Below are 19,767 nucleotides of genomic sequence, written 5' to 3' on the forward strand. Positions count from 1 at the left end.
CTTTTTGTTATTATTTATTTCCTTGCCAAAAATCAGTGATTGCACCTTTTGCAGCACTCGATACGATATGGGCATATTTCCCTAATGCACCACGAGAATGAAGTGGGGGGATCGTCAGCTCGCTCTGACGCCGCATCAATTCTGCAGCGGACACATCCATTGTCAATTCTTTGGTATCTTGATCGACTATCACTGTGTCACCAGTCTGAAGCAACGCGATCGGTCCGCCGTCTTGGGCCTCAGGAGCAATATGACCAACAACCAATCCATACGTTCCACCAGAGAAGCGTCCATCTGTCAAAAGAGCAACAGTCTCTCCTTGCCCTTTTCCGACGATCATACTGGATAATGATAACATTTCCGGCATTCCTGGTCCGCCTTTTGGCCCCACAAAGCGAACGACAACGACATCTCCATCAACGATTTCATCGGTTAACACGGCCTCAATAGCTTCTTCTTCAGTGTTAAAAACTTTAGCAGGCCCAACATGGCGACGTACTTTTACACCCGAAACTTTTGCCACAGCACCCTCAGGCGCCAAGTTTCCATGCAAAACGATCAAAGGACCATCTTTGCGTTTTGGATTTTCCAAAGGCATGATCACTTGCTGGCCTACTTTTAGAGGTGCGACTTCTTCAAGGTTTTCTGCGATCGTTTTGCCGGTAACAGTCAAACAGTCACCGTGAATAAAGCCATTTTCATATAGATATTTCATGACTGCGGAAACGCCGCCGACCGCATATAAATCCTGAAATACATACTGGCCGCTGGGTTTTAAATCTGCCAGATGGGGGACTTTGGCTTGGAAATCATTGAAATCATCTAATGTTAGATCGACGTTGGCAGCATGAGCCATCGCCATCAAATGTAAAATAGCATTCGTGGATCCACCTAATGCCATTACTACTGTAATCGCATTTTCAAAGGCTTTGCGGGTCATAATATCTTTGGGATAAATTCTTTTTTCTAATAAGTGCAACACAGCTTCGCCAGCTGCTTCAACATCCTTTAGTTTTTCTTCTGTGATGGCAGGATGTGATGATGAGCCTGGCAAACTCATACCCATGGCTTCAATTGCTGCAGCCATCGTATTTGCCGTGTACATACCGCCACAGCCTCCAGGTCCTGGACAAGCATTGCATTCAATACGACGAACTTCTTCGGCCGTGATATCTTGATTGTTCCATTTACCGATTGCCTCAAATACAGAAACCAAATCGATATCTTTGCCGTCGAGGTGACCAGGCGCTATCGTGCCGCCGTAGACGAAAATAGCCGGTACTTCTGTGTTGGCAATCGCAATCATACAACCGGGCATATTTTTGTCGCAGCCACCAATAGCGACAAAGGCATCACAATTGTGGCCGCTTACAGCAGTTTCCACGGAATCAGCAATAATATCGCGAGAAGGCAAAGAATAGCGCATACCGGGCGTACCCATGGCAATGCCGTCGGCTACGGTGATCGTACCAAATTGAACAGGCCATCCGCCTGCGGTAATCACACCTTGTTTGGCTAATTTTCCTAAATCATGCAAGTGGATATTACAAGGTGTATTTTCAGCCCACGTGCTGATGACGCCAATGATTGGTTTTTTGAATTCATCGTCATCCATTCCAGTGGCACGTAACATGGCTCGATTTGGGGATTTGACCATACTATCATAGACATTGCTGCGAATGCGTATATCTTTTGGTGTTTCTTCTGACATCATGAAGCACTCCTTCCAGTAAGACCATTCAAAGGTTTTCCTTCTATTTAACCGCACTTTAGCAAAAAGTGCAATCATTTTCGAAATATTAAGAAAATTCGCGAAAATCACTTGTTATTTCTATTTGTTCGTGGTCAAATAGTCTAAATAATGTTAGAAATGAGGACTGTGCCATGTCAAATGAAATCAAAATGAATGCTTTAGCTGAAGCGAATCAAACAGCAATCGTTGAAAAACTAGCGTTGGTGATGGATCCGGAAATTGGATTAGATATATATAATCTAGGGTTGATTTATTGTATTGATTTGAGTGATCGCGGCGTCTGTGAAGTTACAATGACGTTTACTGGTGCAGGTTGCGGCTGTATTGATTCCGTTCCACTAGACATTCAAGACCGTTTGACCCAACTTCCAGAGATTGAAGAAGTCAAAGTCAACATTGTTTGGTCACCCGTATGGCAACTGACGAGAATCAGCCGCTTAGGCAGAATCACATTGGGCGTCAACCCGAACTAAAGTATCCCCCACGACGATGAGGAGAAGAAGCAAGAGGGTAAACATAAAATTGAGTAAGGAATACCAACAAATAAAATCACCCGAAGATGATTTTACTTATTGATTGATCGCGCGAAAATGCTCAATACATGTAAAGGGAGTGATTGGGTTGATCCTTTGGTTTTTTTTCCTCGTTTTTGTTTCTATCCCTTTTTTCTTGCCACTGTTTATGAAGGGGATGATGCGCTTGACTTCCTGTAGGGAATTTTGGGGACTGTATTCTTTTTATAAATAAATAAATAAACTTTTTCGCTTGTTGCTCTTGCAATTAGTAAGCGTTCTCATTAAGATGGTGCTATAAGTTGATTGCTGTTATAAGCTGTGGTATATGACTCTATTTTTTGATAATTACCGGGGAAGTGTTGTCAGTATGTTCAATTATCCTCCAGCTGCTAGACAGCAATCGGCTTTTTATAGTTCTACAAAGTGTAAAGAGGCGCTGGACATATTGGTGTATGTTGCGTTAATACCCATTTCATCAGTATAAGTTATCTACAGCCGTGTCCTCATTTTTGTATTGTTTTAGGTTTTTGATCAAAAAGTGCGTATTATTTTCTTTTTTTGTGTTTTTCCTCTACAATTTTTATAGAAAGTTAAAAAATATTGTTTATTCACAATACATGAGGAGGAAATGGATTATGTCAGATAAAATCAGCAACCCATTAACAAAATATTACAATGGCAAGTTTGAGAAACAACCCCAAGAAGCACCAGCGATTCAAGGGAAAATGCAACCAATTCCTGACTGTGGTGAAGAAAGTTATACAGGTTCAGGCAAATTAACAGGCCGTAAAGCCCTTGTTACTGGTGGTGACTCTGGAATTGGTCGGGCAGCAGCAATTGCTTATGCAAAAGAAGGTGCCGATGTCGCCATCAATTATTTGCCATTTGAAGAAGAAGATGCCCAAGAAGTCAAAGCAGCAATCGAAGCAGCAGGTCAAAAAGCGGTTTTGATCCCTGGTGACTTGAGGGATGAGGCATTTACCCGCAAACTAGTTCACGATGCGGCAGCAGCTTTAGGCGGTTTAGATATTTTGGTCTTGAATGCAGGGATGCAGCAAGCAGTGCAAGACATCAAAGATTTAACCACAGAACAAATCAAAGATACCTTTACCATCAATATCATTTCAATGTATTGGACGGTTCAAGAAGCATTGGATTATTTGCCTGCTGGCGGGAGTATCTTAACAACAACCTCGATCCAAAGTGCAGAACCAAGCGCACAATTATTAGATTATGCCGCAACCAAAGGAGCCATTACTTCTTTTAGTAAAGGTTTAGCAGCTCAACTCAGTGAAAAAGGCATTCGTGTCAACACTGTAGCACCCGGACCAATCTGGACACCATTACAAATTTGCGGTGGACAACCACAATCAGCAATTCCTGAATTTGGTCAAAACGAATTATTAAAACGCGCGGGTCAACCTGTTGAATTAGCGCCAGTCTATGTTTTCTTGGCTTCTGATGAAGCTAGTTATGTCACAGGTCAAGTGTATAGTATTACTGGTGGTTCATTCTTTGCATAAATATTCTGAGCAATTCAAATAAGACTTTCTGATTCAGTACGTCACTGATATAGAAAGTCTTATTTTTGTGTAGTACAGCGCCAAGTTTTGTTGAATCAGCTAGCTAAAAGGTAAAGAAAAAATTAAAATATTCTCACTACAAAAGTTTTTATTGCTATCAGTCATTGGAGAATGTATCCTTTCAACGAGAGATGAAATAACTAAATACTTGTTAGGTGAGACTCCTATACAAACATAAGCTATTGCGCAGAAACGTCGAAAGACGCCAATGTGTAAAACAGGAATTGTCGGATTAAGGCTTTTCATAAGATAGCTAAGACTTGTCTTTACGTTGTATAGTGTCAAAACTCGGACGATGAGGGGAAATAACGGCAAACTTCTTACTCACAATAGAAGTTTGTCTTTTTTTATCGATTGATGTTTATTTCCTGTTTAAAATAATGGACGATGATTTTGTGTTTCACCTGCAAAGAGTATCAAGCATCAATCTCTTTACAACTAACCAATCATGGTGATTGGGAAAAATGCAGGAGGAAACTTGAGATGAAAAGCCGTTTTTTTAAAAGTTTTGTGTTGATCGTACTATCTTTCGCTTTGGTGATGGTCACATTGATGACTGCTGAATTTAGCTTTGCCTACCGTGAGGCATCTACCAAAACCACTACACCACAGCAAACTGCAACAACTGCAGAAGAAACGATAAAGGATATCCCAGACGTGATCCAGGTGACACTGATTGGTTCCGATGCGCGGAGTTTAGAAGAAAGCGGACGTTCCGATACATTAATGGTCGCGCAGTACGACACCAAAAAGAAGCAGGCAAAACTGCTTTCGATCATGAGAGATTGCTATGTGACAATACCTGGATATGGCAAAGAAAAGATAAATGCTGCTTACTCTTTTGGTGGGGAAGCGCTGCTCGCTACAACTTTAAAAAACACTTTTGATTTAACGCCAGATTACTATATATCAGTCACTTTTAAGGAGTTTGAAGATGCTGTGGATACGCTATTTCCTAAAGGATTGACCGTTGATGTCAAAAAAGAGTTGACTGTTGATAAAGTCCATTTAACTAAAGGTGAACAACAGCTTGATGGCAATCAAGTTTTGCAATATGTTCGCTTTCGCAAAGACGAAGAAGGCGACTTTGGCCGAATCCGTAGACAGCAGCAAGTGATGGAAGCGATAGCTGAGCAAGCAAAAAGTCTTTCTGTCATGTCCAGAATACCTAAAGCAGTCGGACAAATATGTGGGCAAGTCGATACCAACGTGCCGATTTCAGTCGTACTAGAAGTGATAATGGATTATTTGAAAGGGGAAACTGGAGCCATTCAGGCTTTATCCGTGCCCGTCGATCATTCATGGGATTTTGATGACAATACGCCAGTAGGAAGCGTTTTGACTATTGATGAGGAGAAAAATAAACAAGCCATCGCTGATTTTTTCAATGCAGTGCAGTGAACAATAACAGCCAATGAATATAAGTTACTTTGTCTATTCTTTGGCTGTTTACAATTTGATATATACATGTACAAAAAAGATCCTTCTATATGAAGGATCTATCACATCGTTGAAATGAAAAATCAATTCTGACGTTCTTTGGCAATTTTCAGTAGTAAAGAAAAGGCTGCGAGAGCGAAACCGCTATATTTGACAAATTTTTCAAGTGAGGCGATTCGTTGCGCTTTTTGCGCTTTTTTAGTTGTGCCAACAGTGGTGGTATTTTTCGATAGATGTCTCATGTGTATCCGCTCCTTCTTATTGTGTATAGTTTTATTATACCGACAAACCGATGGAATGTCTGGAAATATGCTGAGGTGAAAGAAAACGAAGACATGTAAAAATCTGCGCTTCTATTGTGAAAAAATAAATTCTCATTTTTTTCGAAAATCGGTGCCCAACTTGATAAAAAATTGGATACCCAACATGCTATAAATAGTATAAGTAAATCAAGTAACAACAACTGATCCCTATCATATAGCGCGGAAGAAAATTTATTTCAAATGCACATAAGAAAATATATAGATTGATTTGGTTGACGATATAATAAAAAAGGGTGTATGTGATGATGGACAAACCTCAACTTTTCGATGATTCAAAAAATTATTTTGACCGTATGATGGCACACCACTTGCAATCGTGGCGCGATCAGCAAAGCTCTTTGATTGGTCAATATATTGAGGACATGATTATGGAATTCGAACAAATTGTAGCCAATATCAATGGCCAGAATTTCTGGAGACTGTATCCGATTTTAATGGGAGTGGATGCACGTTTGGTCTTATTGGATTCATTGTTGTCTTTACCAAATATTGATTTGACAGAGGAAGAATTGATCCAAATGGTAGAAAAAGATTACACAACGATCAACAAGGAATTTTGTGGTTATTCATTAAATGAAGAAGCGCATGAAAGTTTGTTGTTTGACGTTATCTAAAGCTTTCATTTGTTTGTATGTTTAAAACAACTTAATAATATTCATAATCATTCAAAATAACTTTGAATATAGGTGAAAAGTGCGTTATTATAGATGTAGTTAAAAATGGTATGTCGAAAAAGATATTGTGGATAGCTTATGCGCAAGCTGTCATTTATTTTTGAACAGGGTAAATGAGGAAGAAGCAAATGTGGAAGGAGTTTTTATGGATTATTTAGATTTTTCTAAAAAAGAATGGGAGGTCTTGGTTCGATTCTGGTCGATTTCGGAGCCGCTTTGCTGCGCTGAATTTAGTGAAAAATTTGACATGAATCGCAATACAGTCCTTGCCGTTATACGTAAGCTATTGAATCATGGCATTTTAGAAATAGAAAGTATCAAAATGAGCGGTTCTGTATTAGCGAGACGGTTTCAACCAGCTGTGACAGAATATGACGTCTTCCGACAGTTATTGACAGAAGAAAAACTTCAGACGTTGATCAAAAATGTCATCCAGTCAATTGACTCCCCAGAAGTCTGTCAACAATTGTTAGAGATGATCGAGGAGGCCCGATGCGACAAAGCTTCTTGATGTCGTCAAAAAAAACTATACCTTCACTTCTCTTTAGAGAATAGAAAGGTATAGTTTTTGTGTTATTTGGGCTCTCGGCCATGCACTAATTTAACCGCCAACATTTGTAATGTGGCTGCTTCTGTTGCTGTGAGTGGAAAGAGAGCAAGTAATTTTTTGGGGATATCTTCCGCTTTATTTTTTAAAGATTTTCCTTCAGTGGTCAAAGAGATCACGACAATGCGTTCATCCTGTTCATCCCGAATCCTGTTGAGCAAGTGTTTATCTTGCAATTTTTTGAGGACGGGAGTCAGTGTGCCAGAATCTAAACATAAGTGGCTGCCTAATTCTTTGACAGATAAATCACCTTGTTCCCATAAGACCAACATCACTAGATATTGCGTATACGTGAGATTCAATGGCGCAAGTAATGGTTTATATTGCTTGATGATTTCCTTTGATGCAGCATAAAGCGAAAAGCAAAGTTGGTTTTCCAGTGCGAGTTCATTGAAGGGTGTTGTGTCATTCAATGGTGTGTAAATGTCCTCAGACATGATTGGAATTACGCTTCAACAGCTTTCACTGTCACTTCGATATTACCAGCTGTTGCTTTTGAATAAGGACAAACCGTATGGGCAACTTCTAGCAATTCTTGGGTTTCTTCCAAAGATAAACCTTCGATCGATCCTTCAAGTTCAACACCTAAAACAAAACTTGATTCGCTTTCTGCGTAAAGTGATACTTGAGCAGCTACAGTTGAAGCACCTTTGATCCCTTTGCTTGATTTCACTAAATCTAATGCACTATTGAAACATGCAGCAAAACCAGCAGCAAATAATTGTTCAGGGTTCGTTGCGTTTTCGACACGTTTACCAGGGGCAGCAATATTTAATTCGAATGAATGATCTGGACTGTGGACCTCACCTGAACGGCCACCAGTGTTGATCATTTTTGTTGAATACATTTTTTTCATCAGACAATCACTCCAAATTTTTTGTTTTTAACAATTAAATTGTACACAATTTAATTATGCTTTACAAACGAAGTGCTCATCTTTTGAGGAAAAAACCATTATGACCACAAAAAACGACCTTAGGGATCTAAGATCGTATGTGTTGTATTCGTTCTATAAGAATAAAATTATGGCCGGTTGATCGGTTTGTTGTCGATGATCAAGAGGGCAATCATGACATAACCGATCCAACTATCTCTGGAGTACAATGTGTAGCGTGGTTGCCAAATGGCTGCATATTTTTGTTTATATTCCCTCAATCCCTCGAAGGAATAAAAGTGTGAGCCAAAATTATAGATCAGATAAGCGATACGCTCTTGAATAAAACTTGAACGGAAAGTACCTACATTCGCAAGTGGGGCCATGCCTAGATCGAAGGTATCTTTTCCTATTGTTTTAAAATACGCGAAGAGCTGAATAAATAAATAATCCATCGTACCGCTAGGAGCCAAGTCAGGGTCATAGCGCATCAAATCGATAGAGGCCATTTTTTCTTGATACGTGGGCATGAAAGAAGCAAAAGCTACGATTCTTCCTTCCTGATTGCGGGCAACAGCTACAGGTGCCTGGTTTAAATAATCTTCTGAATAAAAACCAAGAGAAAATCCTTTTTCTTTGCGTCCATCTAACCACTTGTCTGAGACGGTTTGTAAAGAAGCAAAGGTGTCTGATGAAAATGGCGGTTGCAGGACGTCAAAGGTGAATCCTTCTTTGGTGATTTTATTGTTGAGGGCACGCTGCCCTTTCATCCGTTTGCCAGATAATGTGAAAGTCGAAAGATCAACTAGGGCTTTTTCGCCGAATTTAATAAAGTCATAACCGAATTCATGCAGCAACAAGACGATCTCTTCGCTGGTTTCATAAAAAACAGGGAGATAGTGCCATTGATCCATTTCTTGGATAAATGCTTGAATGGCTTCAGGAAAGCGCGCCACGTTGCCAGAAGGGTCTCCCATCACCAAACATTTATTGTTGAGCGTAGTAAATTGGAAAAAGACTTCAGGTTCTGTTTCATTTGGATAATAAAACACTTGTTTATCTTGCAAAAAGACGAGATGACTATCGCTATTGCCGCCAAAAGTTTTTAATACGTGTTCGATCGTTTCTGTTTGTGGCGTAACACCGATTTGATGTTTACTCCCCATAAGGTAGCGGACGAAAAGCATAATGGCGAGAACGACGATCATGATGGCAATGAAGCCATGGAACCATAATTTTTCCGAAGGGAACAACAAGAAATCAATCTTGTGATGGTGCGCATGTCCCGATAGGTGGGGCATATTGTAGACGCCAATCACGACATATAAAATAGTCAAAGCACCCATCAACAAACCATCGATCGTCGCTGATTCCCATGAATAAACCATTTGTCGACGAAATAATTCTGTTTTTGACAGAACGATGATTGCCAATAAAAAGAACAGGTATAGCATGGTAGATAGTCGGAACCCGACGATGAAGGCATAAATGATCGTTGCTGCAATCAAACACAATGTCGGCAGATAAGCTCTTACCACGCGGGATGAGATTCCTCTGCCAGCAATAATAAAGAGATATCCCAGAATGATGCTCGGATATTGCAAGATAAAATTCAATCGGATCGGATTGAGATGGGCGAGCCATTTGATCTGTTCAAAAGCGTCGGGAATCGTCGCGGACAAGACCAGCATAGTGCCAGTAAGATACAAAAGAATGACTTCGATTTTATGGGCTATCTCTAAACACAACTCTTTTGGCAATCCAGCAAAGCGGGTATTGAAGGAAACACCAATATTTTTGGTGAATAATCCCACGCCAATCAAAAAGGGAATCACATAATAGAATAAACGAAACAATAATAACCAAACGATGACCGTTTCTCTTGGTATCTGAAAGGTGGTCATCCCCAGGATCATCATGATATCAAAGGTACCCAATGCGCCAGGAATCATTGAAACGATCCCGATCAACGAAGCAGCGATAAACAAAGGCAATAATTGCCAGACATCAAATGTTAGCCCCATCAACCAACCAATTGAGGCAAATGCCATAAAGACACCGGCCCATTCAAAGAATGAGGTGGCGATCAGTAAGAGACGATCTTGTTGGCGCATTTTCCCTAAATAGGCATTCTTTTTTGATAGGCTAAGAACATAAACGATTGGGAAATATAGGCTGCCCCCTAATAACCAGATCCAATATTGCTGGATAAAGGTTGATACTGGACCAAAAAGCAGGAGAAGCAAGCCAATCAATGAGAGCATCGATAACCCAAACATCAAATAAATAAAAATTTTCGAAAGTGCCTTTGCAATATCAGTTCCTTTTTTCTCTTTGCCGTAAAATTGGGAGCGTAAGCCGATACTGATCAGACCACCAAAGCCAGCTAAATTATTCATTGAATTGATCATCCAACTGGTTTCGATCAGATAGCGTTTAGGCAACTGTTGGCCCAATATACGATTGAGGGCAACATCATAACCAATCATCGGAAGCACACAAAGCAGACCAATGATAGCCATCAATAACACGCGGCCAATCGACAATGATGCAAAAATTGATTGCAGCTGTTGGATAGAAATGGTCTTACTTAAAGATAGAAGCTCAGAGAGAACAATCACACCAACCGCAATCAAGAATAATCCTTTCAACAATTTTTGTTTCTTTTTGATCCATTGTACGAATACCATATTAACCTCCAACTTTTTCAAGAAAAGATAAGACTTTTGCATTAAATATTTTTGGATTTTTGCGTGCAAAGCTATGACCTTGACCTTTAACGACCATGAAATTTGCACTTGAGATACTATTTGCAATATAAAAAGAATGAGACAATTTGATTGAATCGCGCTTGCCGACTAAAATCAAGGTCGGTACTGTTATTTGATTCAAATCAGCTGTGGTCAAACCAATCGGACGAAAAAGCAAGCCCAAAATTGGTAAAAATCCTTTCATTCCCTGAGAAAATGGGGAACACAGCCAAACGATTACATACTGAATCAAACTACCGATCCTAGAAAGCAACCGGACCCCTTTTGGATCGGTATTGCCAGAATTCAAAATCAAACAATGTACATGTTCAGGATAGCGATGGCAAAATACCATGGCTAAATTTGCCCCATCGCTAAAACCCAATAGCGAAATCTTTGAGAGATGTTCTTGTTCGATAATAGCCATCAAGTCATCGGCCATAATCGAAAAGTCCATTTTCTTTTGTGTATTGGTGGACTTGCCATGACCACGACTATCAATCAAATACAATTGATGATGGGCGCTAAGTGCATCGATCTGATGTGCGAAATATGCACTGCTGCCGCCGTTGCCATGTAACAAAAAAAGTGGATCTCCGTTACCGATTTTTTCATAATAAAGGATAGAGCCATCTTTCAAAGAAGCATAGCATTTTTCAACTTCCATTTCTTCACCTACTTTATATGAGTATACCTTGAAACAAGTAAGATTCACAAATGAAAGTCAGTGATTTTATGAAAAAAATTGTTTGTTTCATTCGTTATTTAAGGTGGTAGATCAGTCACTGTCTTTCACTTGTATTTTCAGAAAATTCTTTACAAAATGAATGGAATTGTCTATAATTTCAATAAATCAATTGAGAATGATTTTCATTTGGAAAGGGGTACAACGATGTCAGATATCAGGGATGTCTTAATTATTGGCGGTGGACCAACTGGTTTATATGCCAGCTTTTATGCCGGCTTACGTGACTTATCTGTGACAATCTTTGAAGCGCAAGCGGAGTTAGGCGGCAAAATCAATTTTTATCCTGAAAAAATGGTGTGGGATGTAGGTGCCTTACCGCCTACCAAAGGAAAGAAAGTCAAAGAACAATTGATTGAGCAAGCAAAATTATTCAATCCAATAGTGTATACGGAAACCAAAATCGTTGCTTTGACCAAAGAAAATACATTATTTTATGCAGAAGATAATTTAGGACGAATCCATGTCGGTCGTACCGTTTTGGTCTGTATTGGCGGCGGTGTGGTGTCGCCGCAAAAATTACCTTGTTTCATTCATCATACTGTCGATCATTATATTCATTATCAATTTCCCAACCAGCAAGCAATCCATGGCAAGCATTTGGTGATTTCAGGTGGTGGCGATGCAGCTGTCGATTATGCAATCGAAGCCGTTTCTTATGGTGCGAAGGTGACGTTATGTTATCGAGGTGAACATTTGAAAGCCCACGAAGCACAAGTCAAAAAATTAAAAACCGCAGGTGTTCATGTCATCATGAACCATACGATCGACGGTGTGGATCAAGCCAAGACCCATAATATGGTTTTGACATTAAAAAATAGCTTAACTCAAGAAACCATCGCTTATGTATGCGATCATCTTTTGATCCAGCATGGATACGATCGTGACAGTGCGTTGCTGGATCGCGTGTCATTTGATTTGGCGAAGCATGAGGACTTTTATTTAAACTGTGAGATTCCAACGAAGACCAGTCATCCAGGGGTCTTTGCAGCAGGAGATATCCATTATTTTACCGGTAAAGTCAATTTGTTGGCCGGGGCATTTCAAGATGCAGCGCAAGCAATCAATCAAATCAAACAATATCTTGACCCAGCGAGTGTGCCGCAAGCGATGGTCTCTTCCCATAATGAGAAATTCAGCGATATGAACCATCAATTGCTGGTCAATGAATAAATCGATTTAGTCTCAATCAATAGTAAGTGAAAGTGATAGAGCAACTGCCTTTGTTTATACAGGAAAACAAAGGCAGTCTTGCCATATCACTTTTTTTTGGTTATGGGTATTCAAAAATTCGATCCACGAGAAGTGAATGTTTGCCATTCCTAAATCATTAATTCTCTCAAATAATTGATGCAACGAATGAAATTTTCAGTTATTATTTTCAAGTTGACTATTGGAGGGATTAGATGAATCAAGCAAGATATGATGAATTAAAAAAGGCTGAAAAAGGAGCCACGATCAGTATTGTTGCTTATATCGTTGTCTCAGTTGCCAAACTGCTGATTGGTCGATTTGCCAACTCAGAAGCACTTTGGGCAGATGGCTTGAATAATGCGACCGATATCATTGCTTCCATAGCCGTATTTATTGGTTTGCGGGTAGCACAAAAGCCAGCAGATAAAGAACATAAATATGGACATTGGAAAGCTGAAAATGTCGCTAGTCTTGTGACTTCATTGATTATGCTGGCCGTTGGTGTGCAAGTCTTGATTTCATCGATTCAAACGATTATCGCCGGTGAAACAGAAAGTCCTGATATGATTGCAGCTATGGTGGGGATCATTTCAGCACTCTTGATGTATGGTGTTTACTTTTATAATAAAACATTGGCTGCTGCAGTCAAAAGTTCGGCGCTTCTAGCTGCAGCGAAAGACAATCGCAGTGATGCCTGGACGAGTATCGGCACTGCTATAGCGATTTTCGCCGCTTCGTTTGGCCTAGGTTGGTTGGATAGCCTGACGGCTATTGTTGTGGCGCTCTTGATTGTGAAAACAGCGGTCGATATTTTTCGCGAAAGTGCTTTTTCATTGTCTGACGGTTTCGATGATACGTTGGTACTTCAGTATGAGCAAGCAATCGCAACCCTACCAGAAGTTTTATTTGTTAAATCGATTCGGGGACGAATGTATGGCGCCAACGTTTTTGTAGATGTAGTGATTGCGATGGAGAAAACCTTGACTGTGGAAGAAAGCCATCAAGTGGCAGATGAAATTGAAGTCATGTTGGCAGAACAATTTCAAGTCTTTGATACGGATGTGCATATTGAGCCTGCGTAGTAAAGTTATTTGCTATAGAGGATTAACCCGCCATCTATCAGGATTGAATCCGATGGATGGCGGGTTATTCTATACAGGTGTATGAGGTTTTTAAAAGTTTTTTAAAAGGCAGATCGCGATAATAGCAGCAAACACGCAATACCAAGTGGTGTAGTATAGTCATAAATAAACTGTCTAAACCGTTTGTCCGATAATTTTCTCCCTTCCAAAAGTATAGGCCGCTAAGAGGTATGTTATGTAGATCCTTGGTGGTTACTTTATGCGTCTATTTTATCGTGGTTGAATATACGGCAGTAGATGAATGGAAAATGACACTTTTAGAAAGACTTTTTATTAAGTATACTAGAGGAGAATATACGAAGTGAGGGATACAACTATGTTGAACAAAAAAATCGTCCAAACTGCCCATGACTATCAAACATTAATGGATTTGATTCAATCGATTTGGCCTGAGGTGTTCGAACCAATCATCGGAAAAGCACAAGTCGATTATATGCTGGCTCATTATCAATCATTGGAAGTGATCAAAAAAGAGATCCAAGCTGGTGCGGTATATCTGATTCTAGAAGCAGATGGTCAGCCAGTGGGCTATACGGCTTACGAAGAAACAGACAAGCAAGTTTACTTAAGTAAATTGTACCTAGATAAGACCACCAGAGGAAAAGGCTATGCTAGTGCCATTTTCGATTGGTATGAGGCTTTGGCTCAAGGGAAGACATTGCATTTGAATGTCAACAAATATAACAAACAAGCAATTGCTGTATACGAACATCGAGGCTTTGTAAAAGTGGGGCAACGGGTAGCCGATATCGGTGATGGATTTGTGATGGATGATTATATTTTTGAGAAGCGGTGTTAAGTGTGCTATCGGGATAGAAGCGTGGATAGCAAAGAAGACCAAAGAATATCGATTGCAATCGATGAATTGTTCAAATCAGAAGCGCAACATATTTTACATTAGGGCAATGAATAGCAACATTCATCAAAGAACAAGGCAATACTTTTTAAATAAAAATGCAAAAATATCGACTCGAAACTTTTTAAAGTTTTAGGGTCGATATTTTTTTGGAAAATATGAGATACATTTTAAGAGCAACTAAAGATTATTGAGGTGTCTTCATTGAGTGTTTGGATAAAAGAGATCATTTTGATTGTTGTCTTTTAATGTGGCAAAATGAAATGTGATGTGTCGAAAATCGATAGATATATTAATCATGGTGTTCGAATTCTTCGTATGATAGATGGATGGCCAGGATTGAATAATTATCAAAGGGACTGTGACAATCGAGAAATACATCTATGACAAAAAACGCTTTCAATGGAAGCGCTTCTCGCATTTGCAGCAAGTATAATATAGATGTCAGGAGGGGAAGAAATGAACGAGCGGATCCGAAAGATAATCACATATTTAATCAAAAAACCAGAAGCAAAGATGGCTGAGCTGACGAGTGAACTTTCCTTGACGAAAAGACAAATAAATTACGCAATTCAACAATTCAACGAAGAACTTTCTGAAAATCAGTTTCCAGTGATCATGAGAAACCACGTAGGAGATTTTATGATTCCATTGGAGGTGCTTAGACTTTTTTCAACAAGTATCGGGGAGGATAGTCTTACATATAAAGAACAGTTGCTTTCTGAAAATGAACGAATAGCATGTATGATTTGTTATTTATGTACAAGGATTGATTATATCGGGATGAATCATTTAGTGGATGTGTTAATGGTTAGCCGAAATACAGTACAAGAGGACTTGAAGAAAGCCGAATGGCTTGTTAGCAAGTATGCACTTTCAATTCACTATGATCGTCAAGATGGGTATCAACTACGAGGTTTAGAAAGAAGAATATTGCAATTACTTTCTGATTTGGTGAAGCAATATCAATTTCTGAGACAACAAGAAATGAAGAATCGTTTGGCACCAGATGTGTCGGAAGAAGACGTGATCCATCTGATACACAATATGGAGCAAATGCTTCATTTGAGTTATTCAGATGAATCAATCGATTATCTGCAAGTTTCTGTCAGATTTTCTTTGCAAAGAGCAATGCAACAATTACCTGGTAATGATCGCCATGTTCAAAATGATATTTCGACTACACCCGAATATAAATTTTTAAAAGTCTTATTACAAGATACGACATGGTCCCCTATCGACATAAACGCCCAAGCTTGGATTGCCTTATTATTTTTAACTTCAAATATATTTGAACGTAAGACAACACAAATGTTTGATTCGGATCAAACATTGCGTCAATTGATAGACGACATGATCACGAACTTTGAAAATCAAACATTGATTATGATTGAAGACCGAGATATGTTTCAACGACGTATACTTGGACATTTACGTCCTGCTTGTTTTCGAATCAAATATCATTTGAGTTTAGGTGTCTACACTTTGGACAGTTTGGTTCAGGATAGTAATCATGCAATTTTAAATGGCTTGATGAAGGAACTGATTGTTCCGATAGAAAATTGGTTAGGCCAAGCTTTTCCTGCGGATGAGTTAGAGTTACTCTCATATTATTTTGGTTTCCAATTGAGTAGCCCTGGTAATACTGTTTTACAAAAACCTCGCGCTGTCGTCGTTTGCGCAAATGGCGTGATGGTATCTAAACTTATGCAAGAAAATTTAAAAAAACTTTTTCCTGAACTTCATTTTTTGGCTTCGTTTTCTGTACGTGATTTTTATAGATTTAGTTCAGACTATGATTTGGTGTTTACGACAACAGCGTTGAAGAGTGACTTACCTCAGTTTATTATTGATCCGATTATGTCTTATAAGGAACAAATCAGTTTAAGGTATCGCGTCCTTAAAGATTTGGGATTAAATGAAATCGATCGTTCGGTGGATGAGTTGATGCAAGTGATACGCAAATACGCTGAAGTTCATGATTCGAAAATGTTGATTGAAGAGTTGGAATATTTTTTATTAAGAGAAAAACAAGACTCACCTTTGGAAAATACCAAAGTTTTGCCTGCATTAACGAATTACTTGAAACCAGAGTTTATCAAAATCATCGATCATCCAATACCTTGGCAAAAAGCAATTGAGCTGGCATGCCAACCCTTACTGACACATCAAATAATCGACCAATCATTTATTGTGGATTGTTTGAAGCAAATTGAAACAGATGGTTATGCTGGATACCTAGGACCAAACACATGTATTCCCCATACTACAGTAGAACATGGGGTCATGAAAGATGGTATCAGTTTGTTGGTTTCTAGAAAACCAATCGATTTTCCAAATGGACAATCGGTTCATTTTATATTTCCTTTGTCTTTTTATGACTTAACAAAGCACTTAAAAGCGGTCAATCAACTGGCGTCTATTAGTGGTGATCAACAATCAATGGATACACTATTAAATGCGCCGGATACTAAAACAATCTACCAATTTTTAAGGCAGATCACTTAAGGAGGAAGAAGATGGATAGATTAGATTATCCACGTTTTACGATTATTATGCGAGGATATACGTATGACCAGGCGAATGCAATTTTGCAAGCGATGAAAGGATTTGAGCAAGATTTCGCCGTGGAGATGACATTAAATACTGAACATGCACTACAACATATTCGTAAGTTGAACGAAATTTATGGTGAAAATATTTTGATTGGCGCTGGTACCGTCAGATCTTTAGCGGATGCTAAAGCAGCTGTTGAAGCTGGAGCAAAATTTTTATTAGGACCTCATACATTTTCGCAAGAAATGTTGACATATGCACATGAGCATGCGGTTCTAGCTGTTCCTGCAGCAATGACGCCATCTGAAATCAATGACATGTTTGCTAAAGGAGCGGATATAGTTAAAGTGTTTCCGGCAACCGTTGTTACATCACAATTTTTCTCAGATGTTCAAGCACCTTTAGGAAAATTACCACTGATGGCTGTCGGTGGTGTCAATGCAAATAATGCAAGCGATTTTCTTAATAAAGGTGCGAGTTATTTAGGTTTTGGTTCGAAATTATTCAATCAAACTGATTTACTTGCTGGAGATATTGACAGTTTGGCGGCTTCACTTCAAACAATTGTATCTTTGGCTTAAGGAGGAAAAAGTATGGATGTAACATTAGATGAAGAACTAGTATTTCGTAATATAAAAGCAAATTCAGATAAAGAAGTATTGGCTTACCTAGCAAACCAGCTTTATCAAAAGGGGTTTGTAAAACAAGCATATATCAAAGCAATTCAGGCGCGAGAGATGGAATACCCAACAGGTCTCCCATCTACCCAACCTGGTGTAGCGATCCCTCATGCAAATTATGAACTGGTCCATCATACGACCTTAGCAATTGCTACGTTAGATAAACCAATCAATTTCCATAACATGGAAGAAAATGCTTCGTTACTGCCTATACAGATTGTCATCATGATGGCGATTGGAGAGCCTCATGGTCAAGTAGAAATGCTTCAAAAAATAGTACGGATTATTCAGGATGAACCTTTAAGAAAACAAATGATCGCCGCAGAATCAGATGTCGTATTACTCAATTTATTAAAAAAGGCAATTGCCTAAAAATAGGAGGAAAAGAAAATGAAACGTATTTTAATTGCATGTGGAAATGGAATTGCAACATCAACAGTGGTGGCATCAAAAGTGAAAGAGTATTTAAGTGAACATGGTGTTGAAGTCTCAACGACGCAAACAAAATTAATGGAAGTACCGAGTAAAGTACAAGATTACGATTTATTGGTCACTACAGGACAATTTGAAGGACAGACAGGAGATGTACCGGTTGTAAAAGGCATGCCAATTTTAACTGGAATCGGTGCTGATCAAACAATGGAAGAAATTTTAAATCATTTAAACAAAAACTGAGAAATAAGGAGAGAATACAATGAATATTGTAATGAATGTGTTTAACTTCTTTATTGATGCAGGACCAACAGTGATGTTGCCAGTCATCATCACAATTATCGGGATGATATTTGGACTAAAAATATCTCGTGCATTCAAATCTGGTTTAACATTGGGCATTGGGTTTGCAGGAATCAAATTGATTTTGGATTTTATGACAACAAATGTCGGACCTGCGGCCAAGGCGATGGTTGATCGTACCGGGGTACAACTAGATGCTTTAGATGTTGGGTGGGGATCAATTGCCGCTGTAACATGGGCTTCTCCGATAATTGCTTTATTGATTTTTGCCATTTTGATCGTAAATATTATCATGTTGATTCTAAAACGTACCCAAACATTAGATGTAGATATTTGGAATTATCACCATATGGCTATCGTAGGTGTAATGGTCTATTTTGTTACTAAAAATGTTGCATTAGGTGTCGGTGCTTCAGTTGTGATGGCAGTCGTCACTTTTAAATTGTCAGATTGGTCACAGCCGCTTGTTGAAGATTTCTTTGGTATTCCTGGAGTATCTTTACCAACTGTCTCAGCGCTTTCTTCATTGGTGATTGCATGGCCTTTGAACTGGTTATTAGATCGTATCCCTTTATTTAGAAATTCTACATTTACAATTAAAGACGCCCAAAAATATCTTGGTTTTTTTGGAGATTCAATGATTATGGGTGGAGTCATCGGAATTGCTATCGGCTTCTTAGCTGGTTACGATATTAAAGCAGTGCTTCAGCTGGGTGTCAGTATGTCTGCAGTGTTGGTCTTGATTCCTAAAATGACCTCACTCTTTATGGAAGGATTAATGCCCATCTCTGATGCAGCGCAAAAATGGTCACAAAAGAAATTCAAAGGTCGTCGTTTATTCATTGGTTTAGATGCCGCAGTCGTTGTTGGTAATCCGGATGTTATTACAACTGCATTGATTATTATCCCATTAACGATTGCAACGGCACTTGTATTACCTGGTAATCGGGTCTTGCCTTTTGCAGATTTAGCAGTGGTACCTTTTCGTGTAGCAATGGTTGTTGCACTTACAAGAGGGAATCTATTGAAAAATATTATTATTGGTTTAGTTGTTACCGCTTCATTATTGTGGTGTGGTTCTGCAACATCTCCGATTTTAACTGAGATTGCGAAACAAGTAGGCATTGATTTAGGTTCTAGCTCAATGTTGATTTCATCATTTGCGGCAACATCAATGATTCAAAGCTACCTTGTTTTCCTAGCCTTTACTTATAATCCATTGATTGGCATTCCAGTTCTATTGCTTGCTTTTGGTGGCGTATGGTACTTCTTTGAAGGAATTAAGAAAATCAATCGTGAATCGGTAGTAGAACAGCATTAGTCAATACCCTTTCATGGAA

General features: G+C 39.0%; 19 protein-coding genes and 1 riboswitch. Of the genes, 13 read left to right on the forward strand and 6 right to left on the reverse strand.

Annotated elements, in window-relative coordinates; all coding sequences use genetic code 11:
• Positions 1-10: 10 nt before the first annotated feature.
• Complete coding sequence (gene ilvD / locus IGI41_RS05120; protein WP_430611877.1) at positions 11-1,711, reverse strand: dihydroxy-acid dehydratase; 1,701 nt, start codon at positions 1,709-1,711, stop codon at positions 11-13.
• A 173-nt stretch (positions 1,712-1,884) separates the two neighbouring features.
• Between ilvD and IGI41_RS05125 the strand changes: the two genes are divergently transcribed.
• The 3 genes from IGI41_RS05125 (at position 1,885) to IGI41_RS05135 (ending at position 5,252) form a co-directional block, all read left to right on the forward strand.
• Positions 1,885-2,226 (forward strand): metal-sulfur cluster assembly factor, encoded by a 342-nt coding sequence (locus tag IGI41_RS05125; RefSeq protein ID WP_430611879.1) that lies wholly within the window; start codon positions 1,885-1,887, stop codon positions 2,224-2,226.
• Between the two features lie 677 nt (positions 2,227-2,903).
• Positions 2,904-3,791: an SDR family oxidoreductase gene (locus tag IGI41_RS05130; RefSeq protein ID WP_430611881.1), complete on the forward strand. Its 888-nt coding sequence runs from the start codon at positions 2,904-2,906 to the stop codon at positions 3,789-3,791.
• 200 nt (positions 3,792-3,991) lie between these two features.
• Positions 3,992-4,159: riboswitch (M-box (ykoK) riboswitch) on the forward strand.
• A gap of 175 nt (positions 4,160-4,334) precedes the next feature.
• Positions 4,335-5,252: an LCP family protein gene (locus IGI41_RS05135; protein ID WP_430611883.1), complete on the forward strand. Its 918-nt coding sequence runs from the start codon at positions 4,335-4,337 to the stop codon at positions 5,250-5,252.
• Between the two features lie 122 nt (positions 5,253-5,374).
• Here the strand turns inward: IGI41_RS05135 and IGI41_RS05140 are convergent, their stop codons facing one another.
• Positions 5,375-5,533: a hypothetical protein gene (locus tag IGI41_RS05140; RefSeq protein WP_430611885.1), complete on the reverse strand. Its 159-nt coding sequence runs from the start codon at positions 5,531-5,533 to the stop codon at positions 5,375-5,377.
• A 323-nt stretch (positions 5,534-5,856) separates the two neighbouring features.
• Between IGI41_RS05140 and IGI41_RS05145 the strand changes: the two genes are divergently transcribed.
• Both IGI41_RS05145 and IGI41_RS05150 read left to right on the forward strand, forming a co-directional pair.
• The gene (locus tag IGI41_RS05145) at positions 5,857-6,228 is read left to right on the forward strand and encodes a DUF7006 family protein (RefSeq protein WP_430611887.1); all 372 of its coding nucleotides are present in this window, start codon (positions 5,857-5,859) and stop codon (positions 6,226-6,228) included.
• Between the two features lie 205 nt (positions 6,229-6,433).
• Entirely contained in the window at positions 6,434-6,799 is a 366-nt protein-coding gene (locus tag IGI41_RS05150; RefSeq protein ID WP_430611889.1) for a hypothetical protein, read from the forward strand.
• Positions 6,800-6,861: 62 nt separating this feature from the next.
• On the opposite strand, the gene IGI41_RS05155 is transcribed toward IGI41_RS05150, so the two are convergent.
• From IGI41_RS05155 to IGI41_RS05170, 4 genes are all read right to left on the reverse strand, one after another.
• Entirely contained in the window at positions 6,862-7,332 is a 471-nt protein-coding gene (locus IGI41_RS05155) for a MarR family winged helix-turn-helix transcriptional regulator (protein WP_430611891.1), read from the reverse strand.
• Between the two features lie 8 nt (positions 7,333-7,340).
• Complete coding sequence (locus tag IGI41_RS05160) at positions 7,341-7,751, reverse strand: organic hydroperoxide resistance protein (protein WP_430611893.1); 411 nt, start codon at positions 7,749-7,751, stop codon at positions 7,341-7,343.
• A gap of 167 nt (positions 7,752-7,918) precedes the next feature.
• Positions 7,919-10,459, reverse strand: coding sequence for a bifunctional lysylphosphatidylglycerol flippase/synthetase MprF (mprF, locus tag IGI41_RS05165; protein ID WP_430611895.1), 2,541 nt, complete (start codon positions 10,457-10,459; stop codon positions 7,919-7,921).
• 1 nt (position 10,460) lies between these two features.
• Positions 10,461-11,186 carry an alpha/beta fold hydrolase gene (locus IGI41_RS05170; protein WP_430611897.1) on the reverse strand — a complete coding sequence of 242 codons (726 nt, stop codon included), beginning with the start codon at positions 11,184-11,186 and terminating at the stop codon, positions 10,461-10,463.
• A gap of 225 nt (positions 11,187-11,411) precedes the next feature.
• Between IGI41_RS05170 and IGI41_RS05175 the strand changes: the two genes are divergently transcribed.
• From IGI41_RS05175 to IGI41_RS05210, 8 genes are all read left to right on the forward strand, one after another.
• Entirely contained in the window at positions 11,412-12,437 is a 1,026-nt protein-coding gene (locus IGI41_RS05175) for an NAD(P)/FAD-dependent oxidoreductase (protein WP_430611899.1), read from the forward strand.
• A 233-nt stretch (positions 12,438-12,670) separates the two neighbouring features.
• Positions 12,671-13,540, forward strand: coding sequence for a cation diffusion facilitator family transporter (locus tag IGI41_RS05180; RefSeq protein WP_430611901.1), 870 nt, complete (start codon positions 12,671-12,673; stop codon positions 13,538-13,540).
• A gap of 376 nt (positions 13,541-13,916) precedes the next feature.
• Entirely contained in the window at positions 13,917-14,399 is a 483-nt protein-coding gene (locus IGI41_RS05185) for a GNAT family N-acetyltransferase (RefSeq protein WP_430612730.1), read from the forward strand.
• 516 nt (positions 14,400-14,915) lie between these two features.
• Entirely contained in the window at positions 14,916-16,964 is a 2,049-nt protein-coding gene (locus IGI41_RS05190; protein WP_430611903.1) for a BglG family transcription antiterminator, read from the forward strand.
• An 11-nt stretch (positions 16,965-16,975) separates the two neighbouring features.
• A complete protein-coding gene (locus IGI41_RS05195) occupies positions 16,976-17,593 on the forward strand; it encodes a bifunctional 4-hydroxy-2-oxoglutarate aldolase/2-dehydro-3-deoxy-phosphogluconate aldolase (RefSeq protein ID WP_430611905.1) in 618 nt (205 codons plus the stop codon).
• A gap of 12 nt (positions 17,594-17,605) precedes the next feature.
• A complete protein-coding gene (locus tag IGI41_RS05200; protein ID WP_430611907.1) occupies positions 17,606-18,064 on the forward strand; it encodes a PTS sugar transporter subunit IIA in 459 nt (152 codons plus the stop codon).
• Positions 18,065-18,082: 18 nt separating this feature from the next.
• Positions 18,083-18,367: a PTS sugar transporter subunit IIB gene (locus IGI41_RS05205; RefSeq protein WP_430611909.1), complete on the forward strand. Its 285-nt coding sequence runs from the start codon at positions 18,083-18,085 to the stop codon at positions 18,365-18,367.
• Positions 18,368-18,386: 19 nt separating this feature from the next.
• The gene (locus tag IGI41_RS05210; RefSeq protein ID WP_430611911.1) at positions 18,387-19,748 is read left to right on the forward strand and encodes a PTS galactitol transporter subunit IIC; all 1,362 of its coding nucleotides are present in this window, start codon (positions 18,387-18,389) and stop codon (positions 19,746-19,748) included.
• The last annotated feature ends 19 nt before the right edge of the window (positions 19,749-19,767 follow it).

Origin of the sequence: Enterococcus sp. DIV0876 (assembly GCF_050529585.1) — a bacterium.
Classification (GTDB): Bacteria; Bacillota; Bacilli; order Lactobacillales; family Enterococcaceae; genus Enterococcus_D.

Bases quoted from the DNA above. Each gene is read 5' to 3' on its own strand.
- ilvD (WP_430611877.1), bottom strand. From the start codon at position 1,711: ATGTCAGAAGAAACACCAAAAGATATACGCATTCGCAGCAATGTCTAT.
- IGI41_RS05125 (WP_430611879.1), top strand. From the start codon at position 1,885: ATGTCAAATGAAATCAAAATGAATGCTTTAGCTGAAGCGAATCAAACA.
- IGI41_RS05130 (WP_430611881.1), top strand. From the start codon at position 2,904: ATGTCAGATAAAATCAGCAACCCATTAACAAAATATTACAATGGCAAG.
- IGI41_RS05135 (WP_430611883.1), top strand. From the start codon at position 4,335: ATGAAAAGCCGTTTTTTTAAAAGTTTTGTGTTGATCGTACTATCTTTC.
- IGI41_RS05140 (WP_430611885.1), bottom strand. From the start codon at position 5,533: ATGAGACATCTATCGAAAAATACCACCACTGTTGGCACAACTAAAAAA.
- IGI41_RS05145 (WP_430611887.1), top strand. From the start codon at position 5,857: ATGATGGACAAACCTCAACTTTTCGATGATTCAAAAAATTATTTTGAC.
- IGI41_RS05150 (WP_430611889.1), top strand. From the start codon at position 6,434: ATGGATTATTTAGATTTTTCTAAAAAAGAATGGGAGGTCTTGGTTCGA.
- IGI41_RS05155 (WP_430611891.1), bottom strand. From the start codon at position 7,332: ATGTCTGAGGACATTTACACACCATTGAATGACACAACACCCTTCAAT.
- IGI41_RS05160 (WP_430611893.1), bottom strand. From the start codon at position 7,751: ATGAAAAAAATGTATTCAACAAAAATGATCAACACTGGTGGCCGTTCA.
- mprF (WP_430611895.1), bottom strand. From the start codon at position 10,459: ATGGTATTCGTACAATGGATCAAAAAGAAACAAAAATTGTTGAAAGGA.
- IGI41_RS05170 (WP_430611897.1), bottom strand. From the start codon at position 11,186: ATGGAAGTTGAAAAATGCTATGCTTCTTTGAAAGATGGCTCTATCCTT.
- IGI41_RS05175 (WP_430611899.1), top strand. From the start codon at position 11,412: ATGTCAGATATCAGGGATGTCTTAATTATTGGCGGTGGACCAACTGGT.
- IGI41_RS05180 (WP_430611901.1), top strand. From the start codon at position 12,671: ATGAATCAAGCAAGATATGATGAATTAAAAAAGGCTGAAAAAGGAGCC.
- IGI41_RS05185 (WP_430612730.1), top strand. From the start codon at position 13,917: ATGTTGAACAAAAAAATCGTCCAAACTGCCCATGACTATCAAACATTA.
- IGI41_RS05190 (WP_430611903.1), top strand. From the start codon at position 14,916: ATGAACGAGCGGATCCGAAAGATAATCACATATTTAATCAAAAAACCA.
- IGI41_RS05195 (WP_430611905.1), top strand. From the start codon at position 16,976: ATGGATAGATTAGATTATCCACGTTTTACGATTATTATGCGAGGATAT.
- IGI41_RS05200 (WP_430611907.1), top strand. From the start codon at position 17,606: ATGGATGTAACATTAGATGAAGAACTAGTATTTCGTAATATAAAAGCA.
- IGI41_RS05205 (WP_430611909.1), top strand. From the start codon at position 18,083: ATGAAACGTATTTTAATTGCATGTGGAAATGGAATTGCAACATCAACA.
- IGI41_RS05210 (WP_430611911.1), top strand. From the start codon at position 18,387: ATGAATATTGTAATGAATGTGTTTAACTTCTTTATTGATGCAGGACCA.